The organism is Novosphingobium sp. (assembly GCF_965214355.1).
Lineage (GTDB): Bacteria > Pseudomonadota > Alphaproteobacteria > Sphingomonadales > Sphingomonadaceae > Novosphingobium.
Map to the genome: position 1 here is coordinate 36,838 of NZ_CBDCBI010000001.1, position 21,901 is coordinate 58,738.

At 62.0% G+C, this 21,901-nt stretch carries 14 protein-coding genes; 4 read left to right on the plus strand and 10 right to left on the minus strand.

The annotated features are described in order from the left end of the window. Window positions 1-23 precede the first annotated feature (23 nt). Together xylA and xylB are read right to left on the minus strand one after the other, a co-directional pair. The gene (xylA, locus tag ACOOE2_RS00175) at window positions 24-1,337 is read right to left on the minus strand and encodes a xylose isomerase (RefSeq protein ID WP_420381004.1); all 1,314 of its coding nucleotides are present in this window, start codon (window positions 1,335-1,337) and stop codon (window positions 24-26) included. Continuing rightward, window positions 1,334-2,794: a xylulokinase gene (gene xylB, locus ACOOE2_RS00180; RefSeq protein ID WP_420381005.1), complete on the minus strand. Its 1,461-nt coding sequence runs from the start codon at window positions 2,792-2,794 to the stop codon at window positions 1,334-1,336. The genes xylA and xylB overlap by 4 nt, the downstream gene beginning before the upstream one ends. Before the next feature lie 156 nt (window positions 2,795-2,950). Here xylB and ACOOE2_RS00185 point away from each other — a divergent pair, with 156 nt between their 5' ends. From ACOOE2_RS00185 to ACOOE2_RS00195, 3 genes are all read left to right on the plus strand, one after another. Beyond that, window positions 2,951-4,363 (plus strand): sugar porter family MFS transporter, encoded by a 1,413-nt coding sequence (locus ACOOE2_RS00185; RefSeq protein WP_420381006.1) that lies wholly within the window; start codon window positions 2,951-2,953, stop codon window positions 4,361-4,363. Between the two features lie 101 nt (window positions 4,364-4,464). Then, entirely contained in the window at window positions 4,465-6,432 is a 1,968-nt protein-coding gene (locus ACOOE2_RS00190) for a sialate O-acetylesterase (RefSeq protein WP_420381007.1), read from the plus strand. Between the two features lie 147 nt (window positions 6,433-6,579). Then, a complete protein-coding gene (locus ACOOE2_RS00195) occupies window positions 6,580-7,656 on the plus strand; it encodes a LacI family DNA-binding transcriptional regulator (protein ID WP_420381075.1) in 1,077 nt (358 codons plus the stop codon). On the opposite strand, the gene ACOOE2_RS00200 is transcribed toward ACOOE2_RS00195, so the two are convergent. From ACOOE2_RS00200 to ACOOE2_RS00235, 8 genes are all read right to left on the minus strand, one after another. Continuing rightward, on the minus strand, window positions 7,653-10,145 hold the full coding sequence (locus tag ACOOE2_RS00200) for a glycoside hydrolase family 9 protein (RefSeq protein ID WP_420381008.1): 2,493 nt from the start codon (window positions 10,143-10,145) through the stop codon (window positions 7,653-7,655). The genes ACOOE2_RS00195 and ACOOE2_RS00200 overlap by 4 nt on opposite strands. 56 nt (window positions 10,146-10,201) lie before the next feature. After that, window positions 10,202-11,074, minus strand: a complete 873-nt coding sequence (locus ACOOE2_RS00205; RefSeq protein ID WP_420381009.1) for an alpha/beta hydrolase — start codon at window positions 11,072-11,074, stop codon at window positions 10,202-10,204. 178 nt (window positions 11,075-11,252) lie between these two features. Continuing rightward, complete coding sequence (locus ACOOE2_RS00210) at window positions 11,253-12,851, minus strand: alpha-N-arabinofuranosidase (protein ID WP_420381010.1); 1,599 nt, start codon at window positions 12,849-12,851, stop codon at window positions 11,253-11,255. Between the two features lie 52 nt (window positions 12,852-12,903). After that, on the minus strand, window positions 12,904-13,917 hold the full coding sequence (locus ACOOE2_RS00215; RefSeq protein WP_420381011.1) for a cupin-like domain-containing protein: 1,014 nt from the start codon (window positions 13,915-13,917) through the stop codon (window positions 12,904-12,906). Window positions 13,918-13,936: 19 nt separating this feature from the next. Further along, window positions 13,937-14,653 (minus strand): SapC family protein, encoded by a 717-nt coding sequence (locus ACOOE2_RS00220; RefSeq protein ID WP_420381012.1) that lies wholly within the window; start codon window positions 14,651-14,653, stop codon window positions 13,937-13,939. Window positions 14,654-14,655: 2 nt separating this feature from the next. Then, window positions 14,656-16,197 carry a tryptophan halogenase family protein gene (locus tag ACOOE2_RS00225; RefSeq protein ID WP_420381013.1) on the minus strand — a complete coding sequence of 514 codons (1,542 nt, stop codon included), beginning with the start codon at window positions 16,195-16,197 and terminating at the stop codon, window positions 14,656-14,658. Between the two features lie 108 nt (window positions 16,198-16,305). Further along, complete coding sequence (locus tag ACOOE2_RS00230; protein WP_420381014.1) at window positions 16,306-19,254, minus strand: TonB-dependent receptor; 2,949 nt, start codon at window positions 19,252-19,254, stop codon at window positions 16,306-16,308. Between the two features lie 356 nt (window positions 19,255-19,610). Further along, the gene (locus ACOOE2_RS00235) at window positions 19,611-20,732 is read right to left on the minus strand and encodes a Gfo/Idh/MocA family protein (protein WP_420381015.1); all 1,122 of its coding nucleotides are present in this window, start codon (window positions 20,730-20,732) and stop codon (window positions 19,611-19,613) included. A gap of 171 nt (window positions 20,733-20,903) precedes the next feature. Between ACOOE2_RS00235 and ACOOE2_RS00240 the strand changes: the two genes are divergently transcribed. After that, window positions 20,904-21,899 carry an alpha/beta hydrolase gene (locus ACOOE2_RS00240; RefSeq protein ID WP_420381016.1) on the plus strand — a complete coding sequence of 332 codons (996 nt, stop codon included), beginning with the start codon at window positions 20,904-20,906 and terminating at the stop codon, window positions 21,897-21,899. The last annotated feature ends 2 nt before the right edge of the window (window positions 21,900-21,901 follow it).

Sequence of the window (21,901 nt, forward strand, 5' to 3'; positions counted from 1 at the left end):
TGGCTGGCACACGTTCCGCCGGCTCAGCAGCAATTGCTGATGATGTTTTCCAGCATTTCCTGCCGTCCCGAGCGAGGCTTGGGCGCAACGCCGTCGGCCACGGCCTTGTCGGCAATCTCGGCGAGCCCGATGCTGCCCGACAACATGGCCTGCGCCTCGGGAGTCTGCCAGCCGGCATACCGCTCGGCAATGATGCCATCGAGCTGTCCGCCCTCGATCAGCTTGGCCGCGCCGAGCAGACCGCGTGCGAGGACATCGATGCTGCCGACGTGGCCATGGAACAGATCCACCGCATCAATGCTCTGGCGCCGCACTTTGGCATCGAAATTGTTGCCGCCGGTGCCCAGGCCACCGTTCTTGAGAATATAATACATGGCCATCGTGATTTCGCGGACATCGTTCGGGAATTGGTCGGTGTCCCAACCGTTCTGCGGATCGCCGCGGTTCATGTCGATCGATCCCAGAATGCCCAGCGATACGGCCGTTGCAATTTCGTGTTCGAAACTGTGGCCTGCCAATGTCGCATGGTTGGCTTCGATATTGACCTTCACCTCGTTTTCCAGGCCGTGCTTCTGCAGGAATGCATACACGGTCTCGACATCGAAATCGTACTGATGCTTGGTCGGTTCGTGCGGCTTGGGCTCGATCAGGATTGTTCCGGTAAAGCCGATCTTGTGCTTGTGCTCGACGACCAGGTTCAGGAACCGGCCCAATTGCGCCTTTTCCTGCGCCAGGTCGGTGTTGAGAATAGTGTCGTAGCCTTCGCGGCCACCCCACAGCACGTAATTATCACCATGCAGGCGATGCGTCGCCTCCAGGCACTGGCGCACTTGCGTTGCGGCAAAGCGGTACACATCGGGATCGGGATTGGTCGCGCCGCCCGCCATATAGCGCGGATGGCTGAACAGGTTTGCCGTGCCCCACAGCAACTTGACGCCGGTCTGCGCCATCTTGCCCTCGATCTTGTCGATGATCGTGGCAAAATTGCGGACATGTTCGTCGATCGTGCCGGCCACAGCCATCACGTCGACATCGTGGAAACAGAAATAGGGCAGGCCGAGGCGCGTGAAAAATTCGAACGCTTCGTCAAGTTTGTGCTCGGCGCGCGCCTGATCGACCGGGCCGCCGTGCCACGGCCGATTGAACGTACCGGCGCCGAACACGTCGAAGCCGTCCCAGCAGAACGTGTGCCAGTAGCACACCGCCAGACGCAGGTGATCTTCCATCGTCTTGCCCATCACCATGCGGGTCTTGTCGTAGAATTTGAATGCCAGCGGATTGGTCGAGTCCGGGCCTTCGTAGCGGATCGGTTCGATGTCCGCGAAATAACTGGTCATGCTTGGCACTCCTTGAAACGGGCCTGCAGAGAGGAATACAATGAACGGAAATGGGGTTGGTGCCGGGCGAAATGTTCGACCAGGGCGGGTTCGGGTTCGATGACCCGGTCGACCGGCGGCGGTGCGCATACAATTTCGACAGTGCCGTGGTCGACGCCGAGTTGTGCGAGCCGCGCCGCGCCATAGGCCGGCCCGACTTCGCCGCCGCGCCGATAGGTCAGCGGCCGGTCGAGCGATGCGGCGAGCAATCGTCCCCAATAGGCCGAACGCGACCCGCCACCGATGACCGTGATGGTATCGAGCTGGCTGCCGGCATCGACCAGCGCATCGAGCCCGTCGCGAAAGGCCATGGCCACGCCCTCAAGCACGGCTTGGCCCACGACGGCTGCATCGCTGTCGTGATTGAGGCCGAACAGCACACCGGTCGCATTGGGATCGTTGTGCGGGGTGCGTTCGCCGGACAGATAGGGCAGGAACACTACGCTTTGCGCCAGTGCGCCCCGATTTTCGACCACGCGCAACAGCGCGGCCGCGTCGTTCAGCCCGGTCAGCCGCGCGGCCCAGTCGATACAGCTCGCAGCGCTCAGATGCACAGCCATCTGGTGCCAGCGGTTGGGCAGGGCGTGGCAGAAGGTGTGCACGCCGCCGGCAGGATTGGGCTGGTAAGTGGCATTGGCCAGGAACAGCACACCTGATGTTCCCAAGGACAGGAATGCGTCGCCGGGCCGGACCACGCCGACACCGACCGCACCGGCGGCATTGTCGCCGCCGCCTGCCACCACCGGGACCTGGTCCATGCCCCACGCTTCGGCCAGTTCGGCGCGCAGGCGCCCGGTAATGTCGGATCCTTCGTGCAATGCGGGCATCTGGCTGCGCGTCAGCCCGGTTGCTGCCAACAGCCGATCGGACCAGTCGCGCCGGGCGACATCGAGCCACAGCGTGCCCGCCGCATCCGACATGTCCGAAGCGCAATCGCCGGTCATGCGCAGCCGCACATAATCCTTTGGCAACAGCACCATCGCAACCTGATCGAAAATCGCCGGCTCGTGTTCGCGCACCCACATCAGCTTCGGCGCGGTAAAGCCGGGCATCGCGCGGTTGCCCGAAATTGCGCCAAGGTCGGGGCAATCTGCCTCCAGCTGCACGCATTGCGCAGCAGCGCGCCCGTCATTCCACAAAATGGCGGGGCGCAGCGCACGGTGCGACCGGTCGAGCAATGTGGCGCCATGCATCTGTCCGGCAAGGCCGATGCCGCGCACGCCACGCCGGATTCCGGCCGGCAGCTGGCTGACTGCAGAATTGGTGGCAGACCACCAGTCGGCCGGGTCCTGTTCGGACCACAGCGGATGCGGTCGCGAACTGGTCAGATCCACGCTGGCCTGTCCGACCACCGTGCCTGTTTCGTCCACCACCACGGCTTTCACGCACGAAGTGCCTATGTCCAATCCCAAAAACATGCTTATGACTCACTTCGTCTGGCCAGCTGGTTAGCGCTACCAATTGGACTTGTACAACCTCTTTTCGTGTGCTTGTCCTCTTAACCGACACAGCCCGTTCGAATCAACGAACCGGGTCCCGCGCAAACGACGCGGCAAAACAGAGGATATCAGGGGATGAGCGATCCACAGGCAGCGGTTGGCGATCAGACCAACTTACCGTTGATTGCCGCAATCGTCGGGGTGGCGACGATCGGCGGCTTTATGTTCGGGTATGATTCGGGCGCGATCAACGGCACGCAGGTCGGGTTGCAGACTGCGTTCGGCTTGAGCGATGCGGCGCTTGGCCAATTGGTCAGCTCGCTGTTGCTGGGATGCGCGACCGGGGCCTTCATCGCCGGGCGACTGGCCGATGTGATGGGCCGCCGCATGGTGATGATGGCCGCCGCAGTCCTGTTCACGCTGTCTGCGCTGGGCGCAGGCGCGGCGCAGTCGGCTGGCGTGTTTGCTGCATTCCGCTTTTTGGCCGGCGCTGCCGTGGGTGCTGCCTCGGTGCTGTCGCCTGCCTATATCGCCGAAGTGACGCCTGCCGGCATTCGCGGGCGGCTGTCGAGCGTGCAGCAGATCATGATCATCACCGGCCTGACCGGGGCGTTCGTCGCCAATTACCTGCTGGCGCAATGGGCCGGCAACTCGCTGCAGATCCTGCATGGTTATGCAGCGTGGCGCTGGATGTTCTGGGTGCAGGCAATCCCGGCGCTGCTGTTTCTCGGTACGCTGCTCGTCATTCCCGAAAGCCCGCGGTTCCTGGTGTCGAAAGGCCGGATGGCCGAGGCCGAGGCCGTCATGGCCCGCTTGTTTGGTGGGGCCGCCGCCCACGCCAAAGTCCAGGACATCAACAATTCGCTAGTTGCCGACCATCGCCCGACATTTGGTGATCTGCTGGACCGTGGCACCGGTCGCGTCCGCCCGATCATCTGGGTCGGGATCGGTCTGGCGGTGTTTCAACAGCTCGTCGGGATCAACGTGGTGTTTTATTATGGCGCGATCCTGTGGCAGGCGGTCGGGTTCAGCGAAGCGGATTCGTTCAAGGTCAATATCATCTCGGGCGCGGTTTCCATCGTCGCCTGCCTGATCGCGGTGCTGGCGGTCGATCGGATCGGGCGCAAACCGATGCTGCTGATCGGTTCGATCGGCATGACGGTCACTCTGGCCATGCTGACGTTCTGCTTTACCCAGGGCGTGTTCATCCACGGCAAACTGCAATTGCCCGCCGGTATCGGGACGTTCGCGCTGCTGTCCGCCAATGCCTATGTGGTGTTCTTCAACATCAGCTGGGGTCCGGTCATGTGGGTGATGCTGGGTGAAATGTTCCCCAACCAGATGCGCGGTTCGGCGCTGGCCGTGGCCGGCGCTGCGCAATGGCTGGCAAACTACGCCATCTCGTCCAGCTTTCCCCCTGCGGCCAAAACCCTGGGCCTACCCATAACCTATGGCTTTTACACGATTTGTGCTGCGCTATCGGCCATATTCGTGCTGCGCATGGTCAAGGAAACCAAAGGCATAGAATTGGAAGACATGACCGGCTGACCGGGTTCTTCATGATTGTACCTGCCCGCCCGCCTTTTTTGATAGCGCTATCATAAAAGGCGGACGGGCAGGGGAACAGCGGTGATACGGATGTGTTCACAATGACCCTGATTGATGCTTTGCAAACCGTGTCGCTGCGTTGCCGCCAGCCGCGCCCTTCGATCTCCACAGGGTCTGCCCTCCTGATCCCGGCCCTGCTGGCTGGGGCATCTGCCTCGGCCGCGCCGGTGCCGGGCCCGGCATGGGCCGATCACATGGTCATCCAGCGCGATGCGCCGATCGTGATCGAGGGCACGGCCAACGCGGGCGAAGCCGTTGCCGGGTCGGTGGGAACCGACCGTGCGACTGCCACCGCCGATGCCGCCGGTCACTTCGCGCTGCACTTTGCCGCCCATGCGGCCAGCGCCACGCCGGTGCCGATCGAAATCACCGCCGGGCAGGGCACTGCGCCGATCGTGCTGCACGATGTCCTGATTGGTGATGTCTGGCTGTGCTCGGGCCAGTCCAACATGGAATATCCGCTGACACGCGCGCTCGATGGACCCAGTGTCGCCGAGGGTTCGGCCGACGCCGGTCTGCGGCTGCTGACCATCGCCAAAGCCACGAGCACTGTCCCAAAGGCTGATTTTCCTACCGCCGTAAACTGGCAGGCAGCGGCGCCGGCCAGCGTGTCGCCGTTTTCGGCGGCCTGCTATTTCATGGCACGCGAATTGCGCAAGACATCGCGTGTGCCGATCGGCGCGATCCATGCGAGCTGGGGTGGATCGCAAATCCGCCCGTGGCTGGCACCTGCGACCGGCGTGGCGCTGTACGGCTCTGCCGACATGGCGCTGTTGCGTCAGTTTCCGGGTGATCCGCTCGGCGCCGTGGCTGCCTTTGCCCCGCGATGGGCCGATTGGTACGCCGGGGGCACCGGCGGATCGCGGCCATGGCTGGCACCCGACACACTGGCGTGGCACCCGGTCCCGAAGATCGGCTACTGGAACGATTGGACCGGCACCCCTCTGGCGTCGCATGCTACGGGTACGGTCTGGCTGCGCCGCCAGGTCACGTTGAATGCGGCGCAAGTGAGGGCGGGCGGCACGCTAAATCTCGGCATTCTCGACGATATGGACATGACCTGGGTCAATGGCCACGCCGTGGGCAACAGTTTCGGCTGGGATTACGAACGCCGCTATCGCGTGCCGCCATCCTATCTGCACGCGGGGGCCAACGAGATCATGGTCGCCATCACCAACAGCTATGGCACCGGTGGCTTCACCAGCCCGGCCGACCATCTGCAATGGGCCGTCGAGGGGGGTACACCGCTATCGCTCGCGACGGACTGGCGCTATGCGATCGCGCCCGTCAGCAGTTATCCGCCGCGCGCGCCGTGGGATTCCAATGGCGGTATCGGCGTGATGTATAACGCCATGATCGCGCCTTTCGGCCATTTCGCGCTGAAAGGCGTGGCATGGTACCAGGGTGAAAGCGATGACGGCATACCGGGCTATGAGGCACGGCTGCGTGGCTTGATCCAGGGATGGCGCGGCCAGTTCGGATCGAGCGCGCAAATGCTGGTGGTGCAACTGGCCAATTTTGGCGCGCCCCAACTGGCCCCGACGGAATCGGGATGGGCCACCGTGCGCGAGGACCAGCGCCTGGCAAGCGTCGCAGAGCCCGACACCGCACTGGTCACTGCGATCGATCTTGGCGAGGCGGAGAATATCCACCCGGCCAACAAGGCGAGCCTGGGCCACCGGCTCGCGCTGGCGGCCCAGGGCGTTGCGCTGCCGGTGCCGATTTCGGCCCGTCGCGAAGGGTCTGCCATCCGGGTCGTGTTTGCCGGAATCGAAGGCGGGCTGGCCGCGTGGAGCGCGGCCGCGCCGATCGGATTTGAACTGTGCGGCGCAGGCCAGTCCAGTTGTCGCTATGCCCCCGCGCGCATAGAGGGGACCAGTGTCGTGCTATCGGATGATGGCAGACCCGTCACCCGCGTGCGGCATGGCTGGGCGGGCAATCCGTTGATCAACACCCGCGACGCGCGCGGTATCCCGTTGCCCGGGTTCGAGCTTTCCGTCGGGCCATAACGTTCGGCCGATCTTGCTGGATCGCCTGGATAAGAACGCCGCCCCGCCCTGGTTGGGGGAAGGACGATTTTGGGCTGGCATTGAGGCGGGTTTTGGGTACGACGAAAAACCGCCATTTGTGGCACCCTCAACCCGGCTGACCGCATGATGAGCACCAAAGGATCGCGCCGACAAAGCAGCGCACCTACGATCGCCGATGTTGCAGAGCATGCCGGCGTTTCGCCGATGACGGTCTCGCGCGTGATCAACGACCACAAAACCGTGCGTCCCGAAACGCGGGAACGTGTCGAACAGGCCATTGCCAAGCTGAATTACGAACCCAGCCCGGCGGCGCGGACGCTGGCAGGTGCAAAAGAAACCCGTATCGGCCTGCTGTATTCCAACCCTTCGGCGTCGTACTTGTCCGAATTCCTGATGGGCAGCCTGGATCAGGCAAGTCGGCTCAACGTCCTGCTGACTGTTGAAAAATTTGCGGATGACATGACCGTCGACCGGGTCATCGACCACTTGCACCGGGCGCGCGTGTTTGGCGTGGTGCTGCCACCGCCGCTGTGCGATTCAAACGACATGCTCGCTGCGCTCAAGGCTGCATCGATCTACACGGTTGCCGTTGCCACCGGCCATATCCGGACCGATGTGTCCTCGGTCAATATCGACGATCAGCTCGCCGCCGAGGAAATGACCCGCCATCTTTTGACGATGGGGCACAAGCGGATCGGGTTCATCAAGGGCAACCCCGATATCTCGGCGAGCGAACGCCGCTTTGCCGGATATTGCGCCGCGCTGGCAGAGGCGGGTGTGCCGTTCGATCCGGCGCTGGTTGCGCAAGGGCTGTTCACATACCGTTCTGGCCTCGATGCGTCGGAACACATCCTCGACCAGGCCGTGCCGCCCACCGCGATCTTTGCCAGCAACGACGACATGGCAGCCGCAACCATGGCAATCGCGCATGGGCGCGGGCTCGATGTGCCCGGCGACCTTACCGTTTGCGGGTTTGACGATACCCCGCTGGCGACCGCAATCTGGCCCGAATTGACGACAATCCGCCAACCGATCAGCGATATGGCGCGCTCGGCGGTGGATCTGCTGGTCCAGCACCTGCGCAATGGCACCCCGGCCGACGACGCGGATCCCGCAGAGGCGGTGACCCACGTCCGCATGGATTATCAGTTTGTCCGCCGGCAATCCGACGCCGCGCCAAGGCGCAAGCCGCGCAAGCGTTAGAACGTTTCCGCCGCAGCCGCCGTCGCAGCGCGCGCTGCAAGAATGTACGCAGCCGTCGTGCTGACCGTGTATTCGTTTTCGAACCACAGGAATGGCCAGTCGGTCTTTACTTCGGGAAAGTCCGGCTTGATGACAACCATGCCGGGCTCCAGCCCGCCCGGGATGAACGTATAATCGGCGCGGTTGTGGCCATAGCCGATCAGTTTCGACGCGGTTCCGACTGTCGATACGAATGACAGGTTGTTGGCCGGATGGCGCCCGAGCACGTAATCGAGCGCGTCGAGCGTGTAGGCCGTGCCGACAATATCCGGAAAGGCCTTGTGCAGCATGTACATCGTCGTGCCGAAGCTGACGACCTGGTTGGAACCACCCCAACCGCCCATGCTGATCGGCACGCCAAACGGATTGTGCCCGTCCGCGCCGTCCGCCCGGGCTTTGATCGCCCTGACCAGCGGCACCAGTTGCGCGCGGTAATCTGCGTCCATGAACGGTATCGCGCGCACTGCGACACTGGCGACTCCTTCGAAATTCTGCCGGATCACGGGCATCAGGGCGCGCAGCCGATCGGCATAGACCTTGTCGCCCTTGGTGGTCAGCAACAGTTCGATCGTCGCAGAGACATTGCTCATGTCCGGCGACCGTGCCCAGGTGCCGTCATCGCGCCCGTCGCCCGCTCGCAAGGTGCCCGATTGTTGCCGGGCCCACAGCGTCTTCGCCGCGGCAAGCGCCTGGGCCGCCATGGCCGGGTCACTGGCGGCCAGCGCCCGGCTGGCGCCGGCCAGCGCGCCTGCCATCAGCAGGTCGTTGGCAGGATAGTCGGTCGTGAATGCCCAGCGATCGTCGGGAATCGCCGATGCCACACCGGTCTGCGTGTTGGGCTTGAGCGCGGCATCATAGATCAGGCCATCGGTCTGCGACCCTGCCTCACCCAGATGGGCATATTGGCGCAACGCCGGATCGACGATGCCGACGATGGCGTGGCCAAACACCTTGTATTGCGCCAGCAGCTGCAGCGTGCCGTGCCGGATCTGCTGCACGGCATCCTCGATCCCGTCGGGCCGGCGAATTTCGACAGTCCGGGCAGTCTCGTCGATGCTCGTTTCGTCCCAATCGAGCCCGAACAGTTCGCGCGCCCAGACCAGATCGCGCACGACCATCGTGTTTTCAGGCGTCTGGATATCGTAATCGCCCGCATCCTGCCAGCCGCCGACGCTCAGGCCGGCGATATGCTCGCCCGGCTTGAACGGCGAATCGAGGTTTGCACCCATCTTGTAGGCATCGAAATGCACGATATTCGGCGGTGCCTGCCGCGCATCGTCGAGGTGGGAAGGGGCTGTCCAGACGCGGTACTGTTCGCGCACGCCGATATGATCCATCTGTTCGGCGATGAACGTATCGAGCGATGCCTGCCAGATCCGCCCGTAGGCATCCGCCGAAATCCGGAACGGGTTGGTCGTGCTGCCCGCATAGGAAATTGCATAAATGCCGGGATCGCGCACCGACGAAAAATCGAAACTGGCATAGTTGTAGCGTGTCCACCGGCCTTGCGGTTTTATCGCGGCGCTCAACACCGTCTGGCGCGTGCCATCGGCCGCCAGTTTGACAAGTTGCGCCTCGCGCGGCGCGGAAAAATTGGGGTCGAGTTCGATCATCGCGATCTTGCTGCGGGTCGGGGTATAGCCGGACTGGTTGAACGATACGACCGGCTGGCGCACCCAGTTCTTTATGACGTTGGGCCGCACGTGCCACACGATCGCATTGTCCCTGGCGCCGGCCGCGATCATCGAACGAACGACAAACCAGCCGTTCTGGGCACGGTTGCGGGCGTCGTACAACATCAGTGGCGCCCCGTCGGAGGCGATCGTCACCCGCGTCAACGGGTCTTCGGGTGCCAGCGTCAGCGCATGGCCGCCCTCTGCGATCGGCAGTGGATCGCCCGATCCGTCCTTTGCCATGGGGCCGTCGGGATGGCGGGGAAACAGGCCCGGCGCGCGATCCATCAGGTATGTCTTGCCGAAATAGGTGGTCGGCAGAAAATCGAGATTGAACCCGGCTTTGCCCGCCAGGCTTTCCGGCAACGGCTGATCCAGGTCGACTGCGATGCGAAAGCCGTCACCCTCGGCGGTGACTTTGACCGTATAGGCGAGATTGGCGGCCTTGTATGCCGATCGCACGACGACCTGGTTCGGCTCCTTGCCGAGCGTGCGGCCGACAAATGCCGGGACCGGGGCCCATTGCTCCGGGGTGCGATCGAGCCGGACCGCCCCATCGGTGGCAATCCGGTCGCCATGCAGAATGATCTGGATGCCGGCATTTTTCTCGTCGAAAAAGATCGGGTTGAACTGGTTCTGATCGATCACGACGGTAAGGCCCTGCATCTCCAGCGTCTGGGCCGGCGTCACGGTCAACGCCTGGCCAAGCGCAACGGCCGGGCCGGCGAGCGCGCTGGCAGAGGCCAGCAAGGCGGTTCCCACGTATTTCAGCACCATCAACTCCTGCTTTTATCGTATCGTTGCCTGCGGCCGGGATTTCTGGATGCGGCAGATTACCCCGCTGGTTTCACCCACCCGTGCATCGTCATCCAGCGCACGAATTCGTCGAACCAGCCGGTGCTCGTCGTCGGCTTCTGATACATGCCAAAGCCGTGGCCGCCCTGTTCGAAGAAATGCAGTTCGACCGGGCGCTTCGCCGCGCGCCAGGCATCGATCAGGCCAAACCCGCTGTTGCCGAAATACGGGTCATCGGTGGCCAGCGCGACAAACAGCGGGGGCGCATCCGCCGGGACGGTCATCGCTGTCATCGGGCCATAGATATCGCCGACAAAGGCTGGTTTCACATCGGTCGCGCGCAATGTCGTTGCCATCGTCAGCATGGCGCCTGCCGAAAAGCCGATCATTCCGATGCGCGCGGGATCGATATGCCATTTACCCGACCGCTGCCGGATCAGCGCGAATGCTGCGCGCGCGTCGGCGATCTGCGGGTCGATATCCGCCATCATGGCGCTGGCATCGGGTCGTGGCCGGTTGGTCCCGGATGTGGCGGCAGGTGGCGCGGCAAAAGTGGCTAGATCCTGCGGTGTCTGATGCAACCGGTATTTCAGGACGAAGGCGGCAACGCCCCTGGCCGCGAGCGCGCGTGCGACGTCCCACCCTTCGTTTTCCATCGACAGCGACTGAAATCCGCCACCAGGCGCCACCACGACCGCGGTCCCTGTGGCCTTGGCCGGATCGGGCAGAAACGGCGTCAGAGTCGCGGCCGTCACATTGCGGGCAAACATGCTGCCATACTGGCTGTGCCATGCTTCGGGCGCTTTGGCTCCGGCGACACCGCCTGTGTTCAACGCAATCGCACCGGGCTGTGCCGGGATGGCGATGGTGGTCATGTGATCGTTCTGCGCCACGACCGGGGTTGCGATCATGCACCCGATCGCTGCATTGCAAAGCCAAACCGCCGTGCGAATACCGCGCGCCGATCGACGCAATGGCGTCATGCCAAAGGCTCGAATCATCGCATCTCTCCGTCGTTGTTCTTATGCCGGCCGGTGTAGCGGTAGCGCTACCATCTGACAATCCCCGGCAGATGGCTGGCGTGCCCGGTTACTGCAGATCGAGCACGACCACCGACATCGGCGGCAGTGCAACCGCCAGTGCGCCGCCTTTCACTTGCGCGCCGTGGAACGGCATCGGCACAAGCGCATCGGGGTGATCGAAATCGTTGTGCGCGTCCATCGCCAGTGCGGTCAGGATACGCCCGGAAACCGAGCCGGGGCGCAGACCCGCCAAGGTCATGGCAACCGGTATCGCGCGGTGCGGATCGAGATTGGCCAGCGCGACATGCATCCGCCCGCCCGTGTCGCGCACCGCCGAGGCACTGATCGCGGGCAGGGCGGTGTCGCCGTTGCGATAGACCGGCGATTGCAGATCGATCGGCAGCGTCGTTGCATCCTGCCAGGGCTTGTACAGGTCGAACACCCAGTACGTCGGCGTCTTGACCATGCGAACGCCATCGGTCAGCAGCATCGCCTGCAGCACGTTGACCATCTGCGCGATCGCCGCCATTTTCACGCGGTCTGCATGATGCGCAAAAATGTTGAGGTTCAGCGCGGCGACAACGGCATCGCGCAGGCTGTTCTGCTGGACCAGGAAGCCCGGATTGGTGCCGGGCGCCGGGTCGTACCACGTGCCCCACTCGTCAACGACCAGCCAGGTCTTTTTGGCCGGGTCGTATTTGTCCATGATCGCCGAATGGCGCGTGACGAACTCTTCCATCTGCAAGGTATGCGCCATCGTTGCCGCCCACTCGCGTTCGGTGAAGCCCAGCGCCGGTCCCTTGTCGTTCCAGTTGGCATCACGCGGGCGGGTGTAATAATGCAGCGACAGGCCGTCGATAGCCTTGCCCGCCAGACGCATCATCGTGTCGGTCCATTCATAATTGGAATCGCTCGGCCCGCTGGCAATCTTCAGCATCGGTCCCGCGCCCGATTTGGCAAACTGGGCATAGCGATTGGTCAGGTCCGCTGCATATTCGGCGCGCATATTGCCGCCGCATCCCCACAGCTCGTTGCCCACGCCCAGGTACGTCACCTTGAACGGCGCGGGATGGCCGTTTGCGGCGCGTTCCTTGGCCAGGGTCGATCCGGTCGGGGACGTCAGATATTCGATCCACGCGGCCGTTTCGCTCGGCGGCGCACTGCCGACGTTGGCCGACACATAGGCCTCTGCGCCCAGCCGTTCGACAAAACCCATGTATTCCTGCGTTCCGAACGCATTGTCTTCGTTTACACCGCCCCAATTGGTGTTGATCTTGACCGGGCGCGCGGCGGCCGGCCCGATGCCGTCGCGCCAGTGGTATTCGTCGGCAAAGCATCCGCCGGGCCAGCGCACCACCGGGACCTTGATCGCGCGCAACGCCGCGATGACATCGCTGCGATAACCGTGGTCGTTGGGTATTGCCGAATTCGCGCCGACCCAGACCCCGCCGTAGATCCCGTGCCCCAGATGTTCGGCGAACTGGCCAAACACCTGGCGGTTCATGACCGGCCCGGGGCGGTCGGCATGGATCGTCCCCGTCGCCGTCTCGGTTGCGGCGCCGGGCGCGGCCCCGGGCGCGGCTTGCGCCAGGACCATCGGCGCGGCCATCGCCGTCGCCAGACCGAGGATGGCGGTGATCCCGCGCAAGGGGGGCTTTGCAAACATGGCAATCCTTCTCTCGTGGTGGGTCGGCCCGGCCCGGTGGGCGCAGGGCCGTCTAGTGCAGGTTGCGCAGCAGATGCATGACGCGTGCCCGGATCGCGCCGTAGTTCTGCCGCAGCGGGCCGAGCAGGCCGTGCTTGTCCGGGGGCAAATGCGCCAGCGGGTGCCCGTCTTGGCGAAAGACATAGTGATCGAAAAACGCGCGCCAGGCGTTGCGCTCCGCCAGCGGCCGCTCGCTCATCGTGATCATGGCCAGCAGCAGTGCGGTATAGGGCGAATCCGGTCCGGCGGCGAAAGCATCCCACCAGTAATTGACCAGGCCATTGACCGGCGCGGTCGCCTCGACTTTGTGCCACCACAACTTGGGCAGATACAGCGCATCGCCCGCGGCAAGATCGGCCACCAGCATCCGTTCGCGTGCATGCGCAAAGCGCGGATAGGCGCCGGCGTCGCCCGACGATGCGGCCAGGCTGACCGGTTGCCCCGCCATCGTGTGGTCGATCGGCCCGACATACAGATTGCCGATGGTATCGGGCGGAAACAGCGTAAACCGCCGTTCGCCGGCGACGACACAGGCCAGATTGTCGAGCGTGTCATAATGCGCAGAAACCGTCGAAGCGTGGCCAAGCCACAGCCGTGGCGCAATCGCCGGCGCCAGCAACGGCATCGGGTTGGCCTGTGCAAACCCCGTCAGATACGCTTCTGCCGGGATCGACCCGATATAGATCGTGTCGTCGCCCATTGCGGGCGGAGACAGTATCGCCGCAATGGCATCGCGCAATTGCATGGTGCGGCGCTCGAAATTGAAGCCGGCCAGGTCGTCGTTGTAGTAGTACGTGCCCTTGATCTGCGGCGAACCGATGAAGGCCTCGACGTCGCCGGTCGCGGCAAACTGGTCCAGATAGGCGCTCAATGCCTGATCAGAGTGCGTGGCGGCGCGGGTGATCGGCCATTGCGTAACCAGGCCGCGAATGATGACCGGGCGGCATCCGGCCACGACCTCTGCGTAAAATTGCGCAGGATCGCGCAAGCTGGCGCCGTCGATCGTGGCAGGCGAGTGCCCTGTCATCGCGCACGCATGGGGGATATCAACCCAGATCCAGCAAGGCGCGGTTTTTCATCTGGGCAAGCCCGTTGACGTGCCTGACCGATGCCATCATCAGATAGATCAGCTTCAGATACCCGCGCCGAAAGAGATCGGTGACCACGGCATCGTCCAGCTGCTGCAAGGTGTCCTGGCTGATGGTGTAGAGCCCCACCACATCACGCCGCGTTCCGTCATCGAATGCTACATCGATCGCAATCGGCTCGATCAGCTTGTGCTGCAACAGCGTGTCGATAAACGCCCTGGTCGCAGTTGCCCCGGTCGTCAGCGCCCGCATCGTGCCCACAATGCTGTCAAGGTACGGGCTGGCCGATCCGTCGGGGCCAAACAGCGGCTGCCCTTCCATCCGGCTTATGCGCGGATGATCGAGGTCGATGGCCAACTCGTTGCCCGCTGTGAAAAACGGCCCACGCTGCAGATTGAGCGGACGATAGATGTCAAGCGGCGCACGCTTGCCCAGAAACAGGTTCTCTTCTTCATCGAAGCCCATCATCGCACCGCAGTAAAAAGCTCCGGTATCGGCATCTTTTGAGAAGAAGAGCGGGTAATGCAGTATCAGATTGGTAAATTCCGGCAAAACCACCGGCACGAAGCGTACCGCATCGCCAAGATGCGCTGCGCTATCCGTTTTGATACGAATATCCTTGTGGGCTTCACCATTGAGCACTGCGATATTTGGCATACGGGAAGGACAGTCCAAAGCTAAATTGCCTGAAAGCCGTATTGATGTATCTTGGCGATCAGATCACGGTTTTTCGGCAGTTGTGTCCGCATTTTTCGCGTGAGGGCGGTATTTTCCTGAAACATGCGTGCTGCAATCAATGACGATCGGGCGTTTTCGTCCGGCTCGACTTCGGTTTTGAAGCCCATGCCGTACAAGACGTATTGATAGCTGGCGGCGGGAAAAACCTCCTCCAGACGGTCGAATTCGTCAAAAAACCACGGCGACTGGTATTTCCACAGCGTCAGCAGATTTTTTAACCGATCGGGAATGCTGGATGCTTCCAGATTGTCGCGCCAGAACGGCGTGTCGGTCCGCTTGGTCAGCACATAATGCAGTTTCAGGAAATCGATGATCCGACCCCAACGGTAGGAAGTCGTCTCGTTGAACCGCGCTGCGATTATGTCCATCACTTCGCGGTTGGCCGGCATCTGCTCTGCGATCAATTTGGCCGACAGCTCGACCAGGACGATCGCCGATGCCTCCAGCGGTTCGAGAAAACCTGCCGCCAGACCCACTGCAACGCAATTCTTTTTCCAGAACACCTCCCGGTGCCCCGAACGGATCGGAATTTTGCGGACCGTATTGCGCTGATGACTTTTGCCGACATAGCGCATCAGCTCGTTATGCGCCTGGTCTTCGCTGATATGGTTGCTGGAATAGACATGGCCCACGCCGCGCCGCGTGGGCAGGCCGATATCCCAGATCCACCCTGCGCTTTGCGCGGTCGACAGCGTTTCCGATGCCATGGGGGCATCCTGCGTATCGTAATCGACCTGTACGGCCAGCGCCGTGTCGCAAAACAGCACGTCGCTGCAATCCTTGAACCCGACGCCCAGCGTCTTGCCCAGCAATAGCGACGAAAAACCGGTACAGTCGATGAACAGATCCCCGGCGATTTCGCCGGCTTCCCGCGTCAGCACGCTGGCGATATCACCCGTATCGGTCTGGTTGACGGCCACGACGTCTGCGAGCACGTGGCGGACATGCAGCTTTTCCGTGCAGTGTTTCTGCAGGAACGGCGCAAACTTGCCCGCGTCGAGATGATACGCATAATTTGCCATCGCGTCATATTCGGCGGTCGCGATCGTCTTAGGCGCCAGGCCCTCGTCGCACAGCACGCCCTGCGGGCTGACCGCGTCGCAAAACGTGCCGACCTGCTCTGCTGCCAGCCAGTGCGGCGCCAGATTCATCTGGGTAAAGCCCTGCGGCATCATCAGCGGGTGATGATAGGCATCGCCTTGCGCACCCGTCGTCCAATGGGCAAACTTTGCGCCCTGTTTGAACGCCACGTCGCAATGACGGAAAAACTCGGTTTCCGACACACCCATCTTGGCCAGCGTCGAGCGCATCGTCGGCCAGGTGCCTTCGCCTACGCCGATAATGCTGACCGTCGGGGATTCGACCAGAGTGACGGTAAAGCCCGACTTCATAAGGCCCTGGTGGCGGGCGGCAATGACGCCGGCCGTCAGCCATCCGGCCGTACCGCCACCAACGATCACGATATTCTTTACTGCGTGCACGGCAACCACCATCAAAACGCAAGGGTAACGCACGATCCGAAATTCCGGCCAGACAAAAATGGGGTTGCTCCCGAAAGAGCAACCCCGGATTTGGAAAACCTTGCCGGCTTACAGTTTCATGTGCACGCCGAAGGTGAAGCTCCGGCCGAATTTGACGACATCGAGCACTTGCTCCTTGAACCGCCCGTGCGTGCTGTACGTCGAATTGTTGAGGTTGAGCGCCTCGAAGTAGACGTTGAGGTGCTTGTTGACGTCATAGCTGGTGCTGAAGTCAACCTGGGTATTGGCATTCACGAACGTCGGCTCCGACCCAAAGGCCGAATTGTTCTGCTGCTGGCCAAAGTGATCGAGGTAATCGGCGCGCCAATTGACCGCGACACGAGCCTGGAAGCCATATTTGTCGAAGAATGCCACGGCGTTGACCGAGTTGGCAAGGCCGGTCACCGCAAAGTTGCTGACGTCGGTATTGGCCTTGTCATACGGTTTGTTCGTACCAACAAGGGTTCCGTTGACCTGGGCCCCAAAGCCCGACTTGCCAAAGACGTGCTGGATGGCGCCTTCAAGACCATAGACCGCAGCCGATGGACCATTGATGTTGGTCGTGACACTGAATTGGCCGGGCTGCCCGGTCGTTGGATCGATTACATTGTTAATGGTTTGACGAGTCGTACCACCAATAATGAAGTTGCTGACCTGTTTGCCATAGGCGGCAAGCGAGATGTACGAGTTGGCCGCATAGTACCATTCCGCACCCAGATCCAGGTTGTCCGAGAGATAAGGCTGCAAGTTCGGATTGCCGCCGGTTGCGTTCAAACTGTTCAGGCGTTGGGTCGCGCCGATATTGAGAACCGGGGTCAGCAGGTTGAGCGGCGGACGGGTCAATGTGCGTGACGCATCGAACCGAATCTTGAGGTGATCGGTTGCCGACAAGACCAGATCGAGGTTTGGCAGTAGATACCGATACACGTTCTTGCTGGTGACGGGGGTGATGTCACCAGTTTTGACCTGGAATGCAGTGTGATCGCTTGACTGAATAGTCAGCAACACTGGCAGGGTAGCCAGGCCAGAGGATCGCGTTGTAGTCTGCTCGAAACGCAACCCCATGTTGATCTTCAGTGGCATGTCACCGACACGCGTTTCATCGTTGATATTGAGGAAGGCCGAGGCAGTGCTTTCCTCGATCGTCTGGAAGCTGCCTGTATTGGGAGCCGTGCGATAGATGCCATCGAATGCCGGTATACAACACGCGGTGTTTGCACCCGGAATCACTTTGGTCTGCGGATTGCCGAGCCCTTGCAGATAGTTCAGCACCGAATACGGATTGAACGCCAGAATATTGGCAGGCAGATTGCCCCCGTTCTTGAAGCCGTTGATGAAATTCGCCGTACTGAACGAATTGGTGAACAGGTTCTGCGGTAGGGCGACACCGCCGGGATTGTTCGATGCCGGACCGTACCCGGCATACGCCTGCCAGTCATTGTTGGCGAATGTGTCATATTCGCTGAGGTTTTTCTTGTCATTGACGTACTGAACACCAAATTTGATTTTCAGCGTGTCTTCGGACCAGGCGCCTTCAAGTTTGCCTTGAGTAACGACGTCCTTGTTCTGCTGGCTAGTAATCGGCAGAACATGCGAGCCAATGAGGCCGTTGTTGATGAACATCGCCGCGTTACCGTTTGGCCCGATACCCGTGGGATACGGCAAACTGCCAGGCGCAACGCCGGCAATGCCGACATTGGTGCCATTGATGCCGTTCGGGCTCGACGGCCCATAGCCGACATCGACGTCGAGGCTGCTCAATTCACCCTTGGGATTCAGTTGCGATTCAGCGCGATCAAGGTCGAGAACGACATTGAACTTGGGGCTGACCGTCCATTTGGTGTTGAAGCCGACTTCGTTGTTGACGATGACCGACGAATTGATCTGTGACTGGAAATCGGTCGGCGTGTTGGCCTGAGAGAAGTTCGTCAACGTGCCGTTGGCATTGCGCTCGACCCCGGTCAGGGAGCTGGCGTTGAACCACACCGAGTAGCCATATTGCTGCTGGCTAAGGTGATCGCGCGAATAGTCGTCGTTCAGCGTCATTTCGATCGAGTCGCTGGGACGCCATTGCAGGACCAGGCGGCCGTCGATGCGCTTGTCCTCGGTATGCTCCTGATACACGCCATAATCCTGGATCACCCAGGACGCCGGATTGGAGGGAGGATTGGTCTTCGCACCCGCATCGGTGAACCCGGCTGCCATCGCGGCTGCTGGATCTGCAAACTGGCCGGGCGCCATATACCTGTTGCCCTCCCAGCCCTGGATGTTGACGTGATTCTGGCGCGTTTTCTTGTCGGAATAAGCAAAGTCGGCCAGAATACCGATCGTGTTGTTGGCAAATGTATCGCTGATCAACGCGCCACCGTTTGGCGTAACGCTCTTGGCATCGGGCGAATACTTGCCGGAAAACGATGCCGATGCGCGCAGGCCCGGATGATCGAACGGCTTGGGGTATTTGATATTGATCGTCGCGCCGATCGCACCGCTGGACAGCGTCGCGTCTGGCGTCTTGAGAATGTCGACTTCGCTGACGAAATCGGACCCGACCGCGCTGAAGTCAAAGCCGCGGTTGCTGGTGCCGGTCGAAGCCTGGCGCCCGTCGTACAGCGTTTCGTTGAAAGTCGGTCCGAAGCCGCGAACCGTGATTTCGGTCGCATCGCCGGTCGAGGTCGGCAGGCCGCCGAGGCTGCTTGCACCGCGACTGACCGAAATGCCCGGAATACGCTGAACCGCAGCGGCGAGGTTCGAGTCGGGAAACTTGCCGATATCTTCGGCCGAAATCGCGTCGATGACGCCAACGGCGTTCTTCTTGATATCCAGGCTGCGCTGCAACGAGCCACGAAGCCCGGTAACAATGATTTCCGACGGTGCCGGCGCGTTGGTTGATGTGATGTCTGGTGCTGCCTGTTGCGCAGCGGCCTGTTGGGCAAATGCGCCTGGCGTTACTGCGCCGATAGCTACGGTTGAGACCCCACCCAACAAAACAAGGCGCGCAAGACGAAGCACGGCTGTCATGTCCCCATTTTTATTCACTTTGCTCTCCCACTTTTAATTTTTTTCAGAATTACGTCAGAGGTGCGGCGCAATCGATGGCTGACAAAGCCCGCTTTATCAGTGTTTCCATTGATAGCGCTACCAACTGCGATAGATATGCGTGAATTTGCGACGATTGCAACCGAAAAATGGGGCTATGATACACTTCGCCGACAATCCCGTCAGGAATGGCACAAGCATCGCCGCCGGCCCGCGTCTGACCACGCCGATGCGTATCCGATTGCACCAGCAGCGATTGCACCAGCAGCGATTGCCCCGGCTGCGTTACAGGCGAACCACGACGCCGTCTGCATCGGCGCTGCGGTAGATCGCCTCGATCAGGGTAATATCGCGCAGGCCATGGACCCTGGCGTGCGGTGCGGCACATTGTCGCGCGCAGCCTGGGAAAATGCGTCGATCTGGGCGGAAAATTGCGGCAATGACGCGGTGGTGTCGATGACCACGTCGGGCTGATCCACCCGCCGCCTGTGTGCGACATTGCGATCATAGACATTGGCCGGATCCATCGCCAGGCTGCCGCGTGTGCCGGTAACGAGCTGGCGATTGATGTGCGACATCGCATACGACGAACAGCCTTGCGCATGAACGCCGCCGGCAAAGCGCATGCGCCACAGGACGCCGCCTTCGACTTGCGCAAAGCGCGGATCGCCGGCCGGGGTCGTATAGATCGCGCTAACATCGGTCGGTGCGGCGTCATCAAGCATCATGAGCGTACCGTTCAGGCCATAAATGCCATAATCGAACATCGATCCGCCGCCGCCCAGCGCTTTGGTCAGGCGCCACGCGTGCGGCGGAAATGCAGGATTTGCGTCGAAACAATTGTCTGCAGACAGATACCGCACCGCACCGATCTCGCCCGATCGGATCATCTGCGCAACCTGGCGATTGAACGGATCGAAATGCACGCGGTAGGCCACGCCCAACTGGCGCCTGGCGGTGTGCGCCGCTGCGATCATGGCGCGACATTCGGCACTTGTCGATGCCATCGGCTTTTCGCACAGCACATGTTTTCCCGCTTGCAGGGCACGAATGGCAAAGGCTGCGTGCAGCCCGACCGGCAAGGCAATATAGACGCAATCGATTTGCGGATCGTGGGCGATCTGATCGAATGTTTCGTATGTATAGCACCGCGCCACGCCAAAGCGTGCGGCCAGATCGGCCGCTTTTGCCGGGCTGCCCGAAACCAGCGCGGTGATTCGTGCACGCCGCGATTCCAGAAAGGCCGGCATCATGTGACCCACGGCGAAATTGCCCAGGCCGACAACCGCCCAGCGCATGCGGTCGCCCATCGGGTCGGGTATGTCATCGACGCCCGACAGGATCTGGCTTTGCGCACGCGGTGGTATTGCGGGCGTGGCAGCGACCGCTTCCCTGGCGGCAAGGCCGGCCGTCACCGCCGCAGCCAACACACCGCGCCGCGACAATCGGGCAGATGTCATGGGTATTGTCCTCTCTCACAGGGGAGTTTTTTGATTTCATCGCATACATTGCGGCGCCATGCACAATAAAAAGGTAGCGCAATCATTGGCGGCTTGACGTCATCGGCAGTACGCCGACATATTCGGACGGCGCCCGCGCGCTTTGCGTCATGGGCTCTGTCAGGAACTTCGATGGCACGTTTGACCAAGATTCTCGCGGCAGCCGGGATGGCGCTGGCCGCGTGCGGCGGGCTGGGACTCGGGCAGGGGCTCGCGCTGGGCGCAACGCCCGCCCATGCCGACGCTGCGTCGCCGCCTGCATTGCCCTCGCGAGCGCCATGGCCGCTGGCCATGCCCGTGCCGGCCAGGATCGTGCTCTGGCCTGCTGGCGCGCCCAACACGCCGGCCAAACGCCGCAGCGAAGCGGTGCAGGCGCAGGATTACTGGCTGAAAAATATCCACGAACCATCGCTGACCGTCTATCCTGCCGACCCCCGTCATAATTCGGGCGCCGCGATCATCGTGATCCCCGGCGGCGGGCATCGCCTGCTGGTATGGACGACGGAAGGCATCGATGTCGCCCCCCGGCTCAACCAGATGGGCGTCAACGTGTTCGTGCTGCAATACCGGCTCGCGCGCGAACCTGGGTCACCCTATTCGATCGAGGGCGATGCCGCTGCCGATGCGCGCCGGGCCATCCGGACGGTGCGCGCCAATGCGGCGCGGCTTGGCATCGATCCCCACCGCTTGGGCGTCATGGGCTTTTCGGCCGGTGGCGAACTGGTGGCGCTGGTGGCCGACAATCCGGAACCCGCGCGCACATGGCCGCTGGACGCCATCGACCGCCTCGATGCGCGTCCGGATTTCCAGGTCGCGATCTTTCCCGGGCCGCTCGGCATTCCGGGTACCGCTGCGCGCGAGGCGCCGCCCGCGTTCATCGCGGCAGGGTCGCTGGACCAATGCTGTGCCAAACCGGCGTTGCAACTGTACGAGCAATTGCAGGGGTTGGGCGTGCCGGCCGAACTGCACCTTTATGCGCAGGCCGATCACGCGTTCAATCTGGGCGAACGGTCAAGCCTGCTGTCGATCATTCACTGGCCCGACCGGTTGGCCGACTGGCTGGCCGATGGGGGGTGGCTGGATGGCAAGGGCGGTCCGCTGCAGACCGAGGTGCGCCCGCGTCCCTGACG

Coding starts and splice junctions, on each gene's coding strand:
- ACOOE2_RS00200 (WP_420381008.1), bottom strand. CDS start 10,145: ATGGTGCTGAAATACGTGGGAACCGCCTTGCTGGCCTCTGCCAGCGCG.
- ACOOE2_RS00205 (WP_420381009.1), bottom strand. CDS start 11,074: ATGATCGCAACCCCGGTCGTGGCGCAGAACGATCACATGACCACCATC.
- xylA (WP_420381004.1), bottom strand. CDS start 1,337: ATGACCAGTTATTTCGCGGACATCGAACCGATCCGCTACGAAGGCCCG.
- ACOOE2_RS00215 (WP_420381011.1), bottom strand. CDS start 13,917: ATGACAGGGCACTCGCCTGCCACGATCGACGGCGCCAGCTTGCGCGAT.
- ACOOE2_RS00230 (WP_420381014.1), bottom strand. CDS start 19,254: ATGACAGCCGTGCTTCGTCTTGCGCGCCTTGTTTTGTTGGGTGGGGTC.
- ACOOE2_RS00240 (WP_420381016.1), top strand. CDS start 20,904: ATGGCACGTTTGACCAAGATTCTCGCGGCAGCCGGGATGGCGCTGGCC.
- xylB (WP_420381005.1), bottom strand. CDS start 2,794: ATGTTTTTGGGATTGGACATAGGCACTTCGTGCGTGAAAGCCGTGGTG.
- ACOOE2_RS00235 (WP_420381015.1), bottom strand. CDS start 20,732: ATGACATCTGCCCGATTGTCGCGGCGCGGTGTGTTGGCTGCGGCGGTG.
- ACOOE2_RS00195 (WP_420381075.1), top strand. CDS start 6,580: ATGAGCACCAAAGGATCGCGCCGACAAAGCAGCGCACCTACGATCGCC.
- ACOOE2_RS00190 (WP_420381007.1), top strand. CDS start 4,465: ATGACCCTGATTGATGCTTTGCAAACCGTGTCGCTGCGTTGCCGCCAG.
- ACOOE2_RS00210 (WP_420381010.1), bottom strand. CDS start 12,851: ATGTTTGCAAAGCCCCCCTTGCGCGGGATCACCGCCATCCTCGGTCTG.
- ACOOE2_RS00185 (WP_420381006.1), top strand. CDS start 2,951: ATGAGCGATCCACAGGCAGCGGTTGGCGATCAGACCAACTTACCGTTG.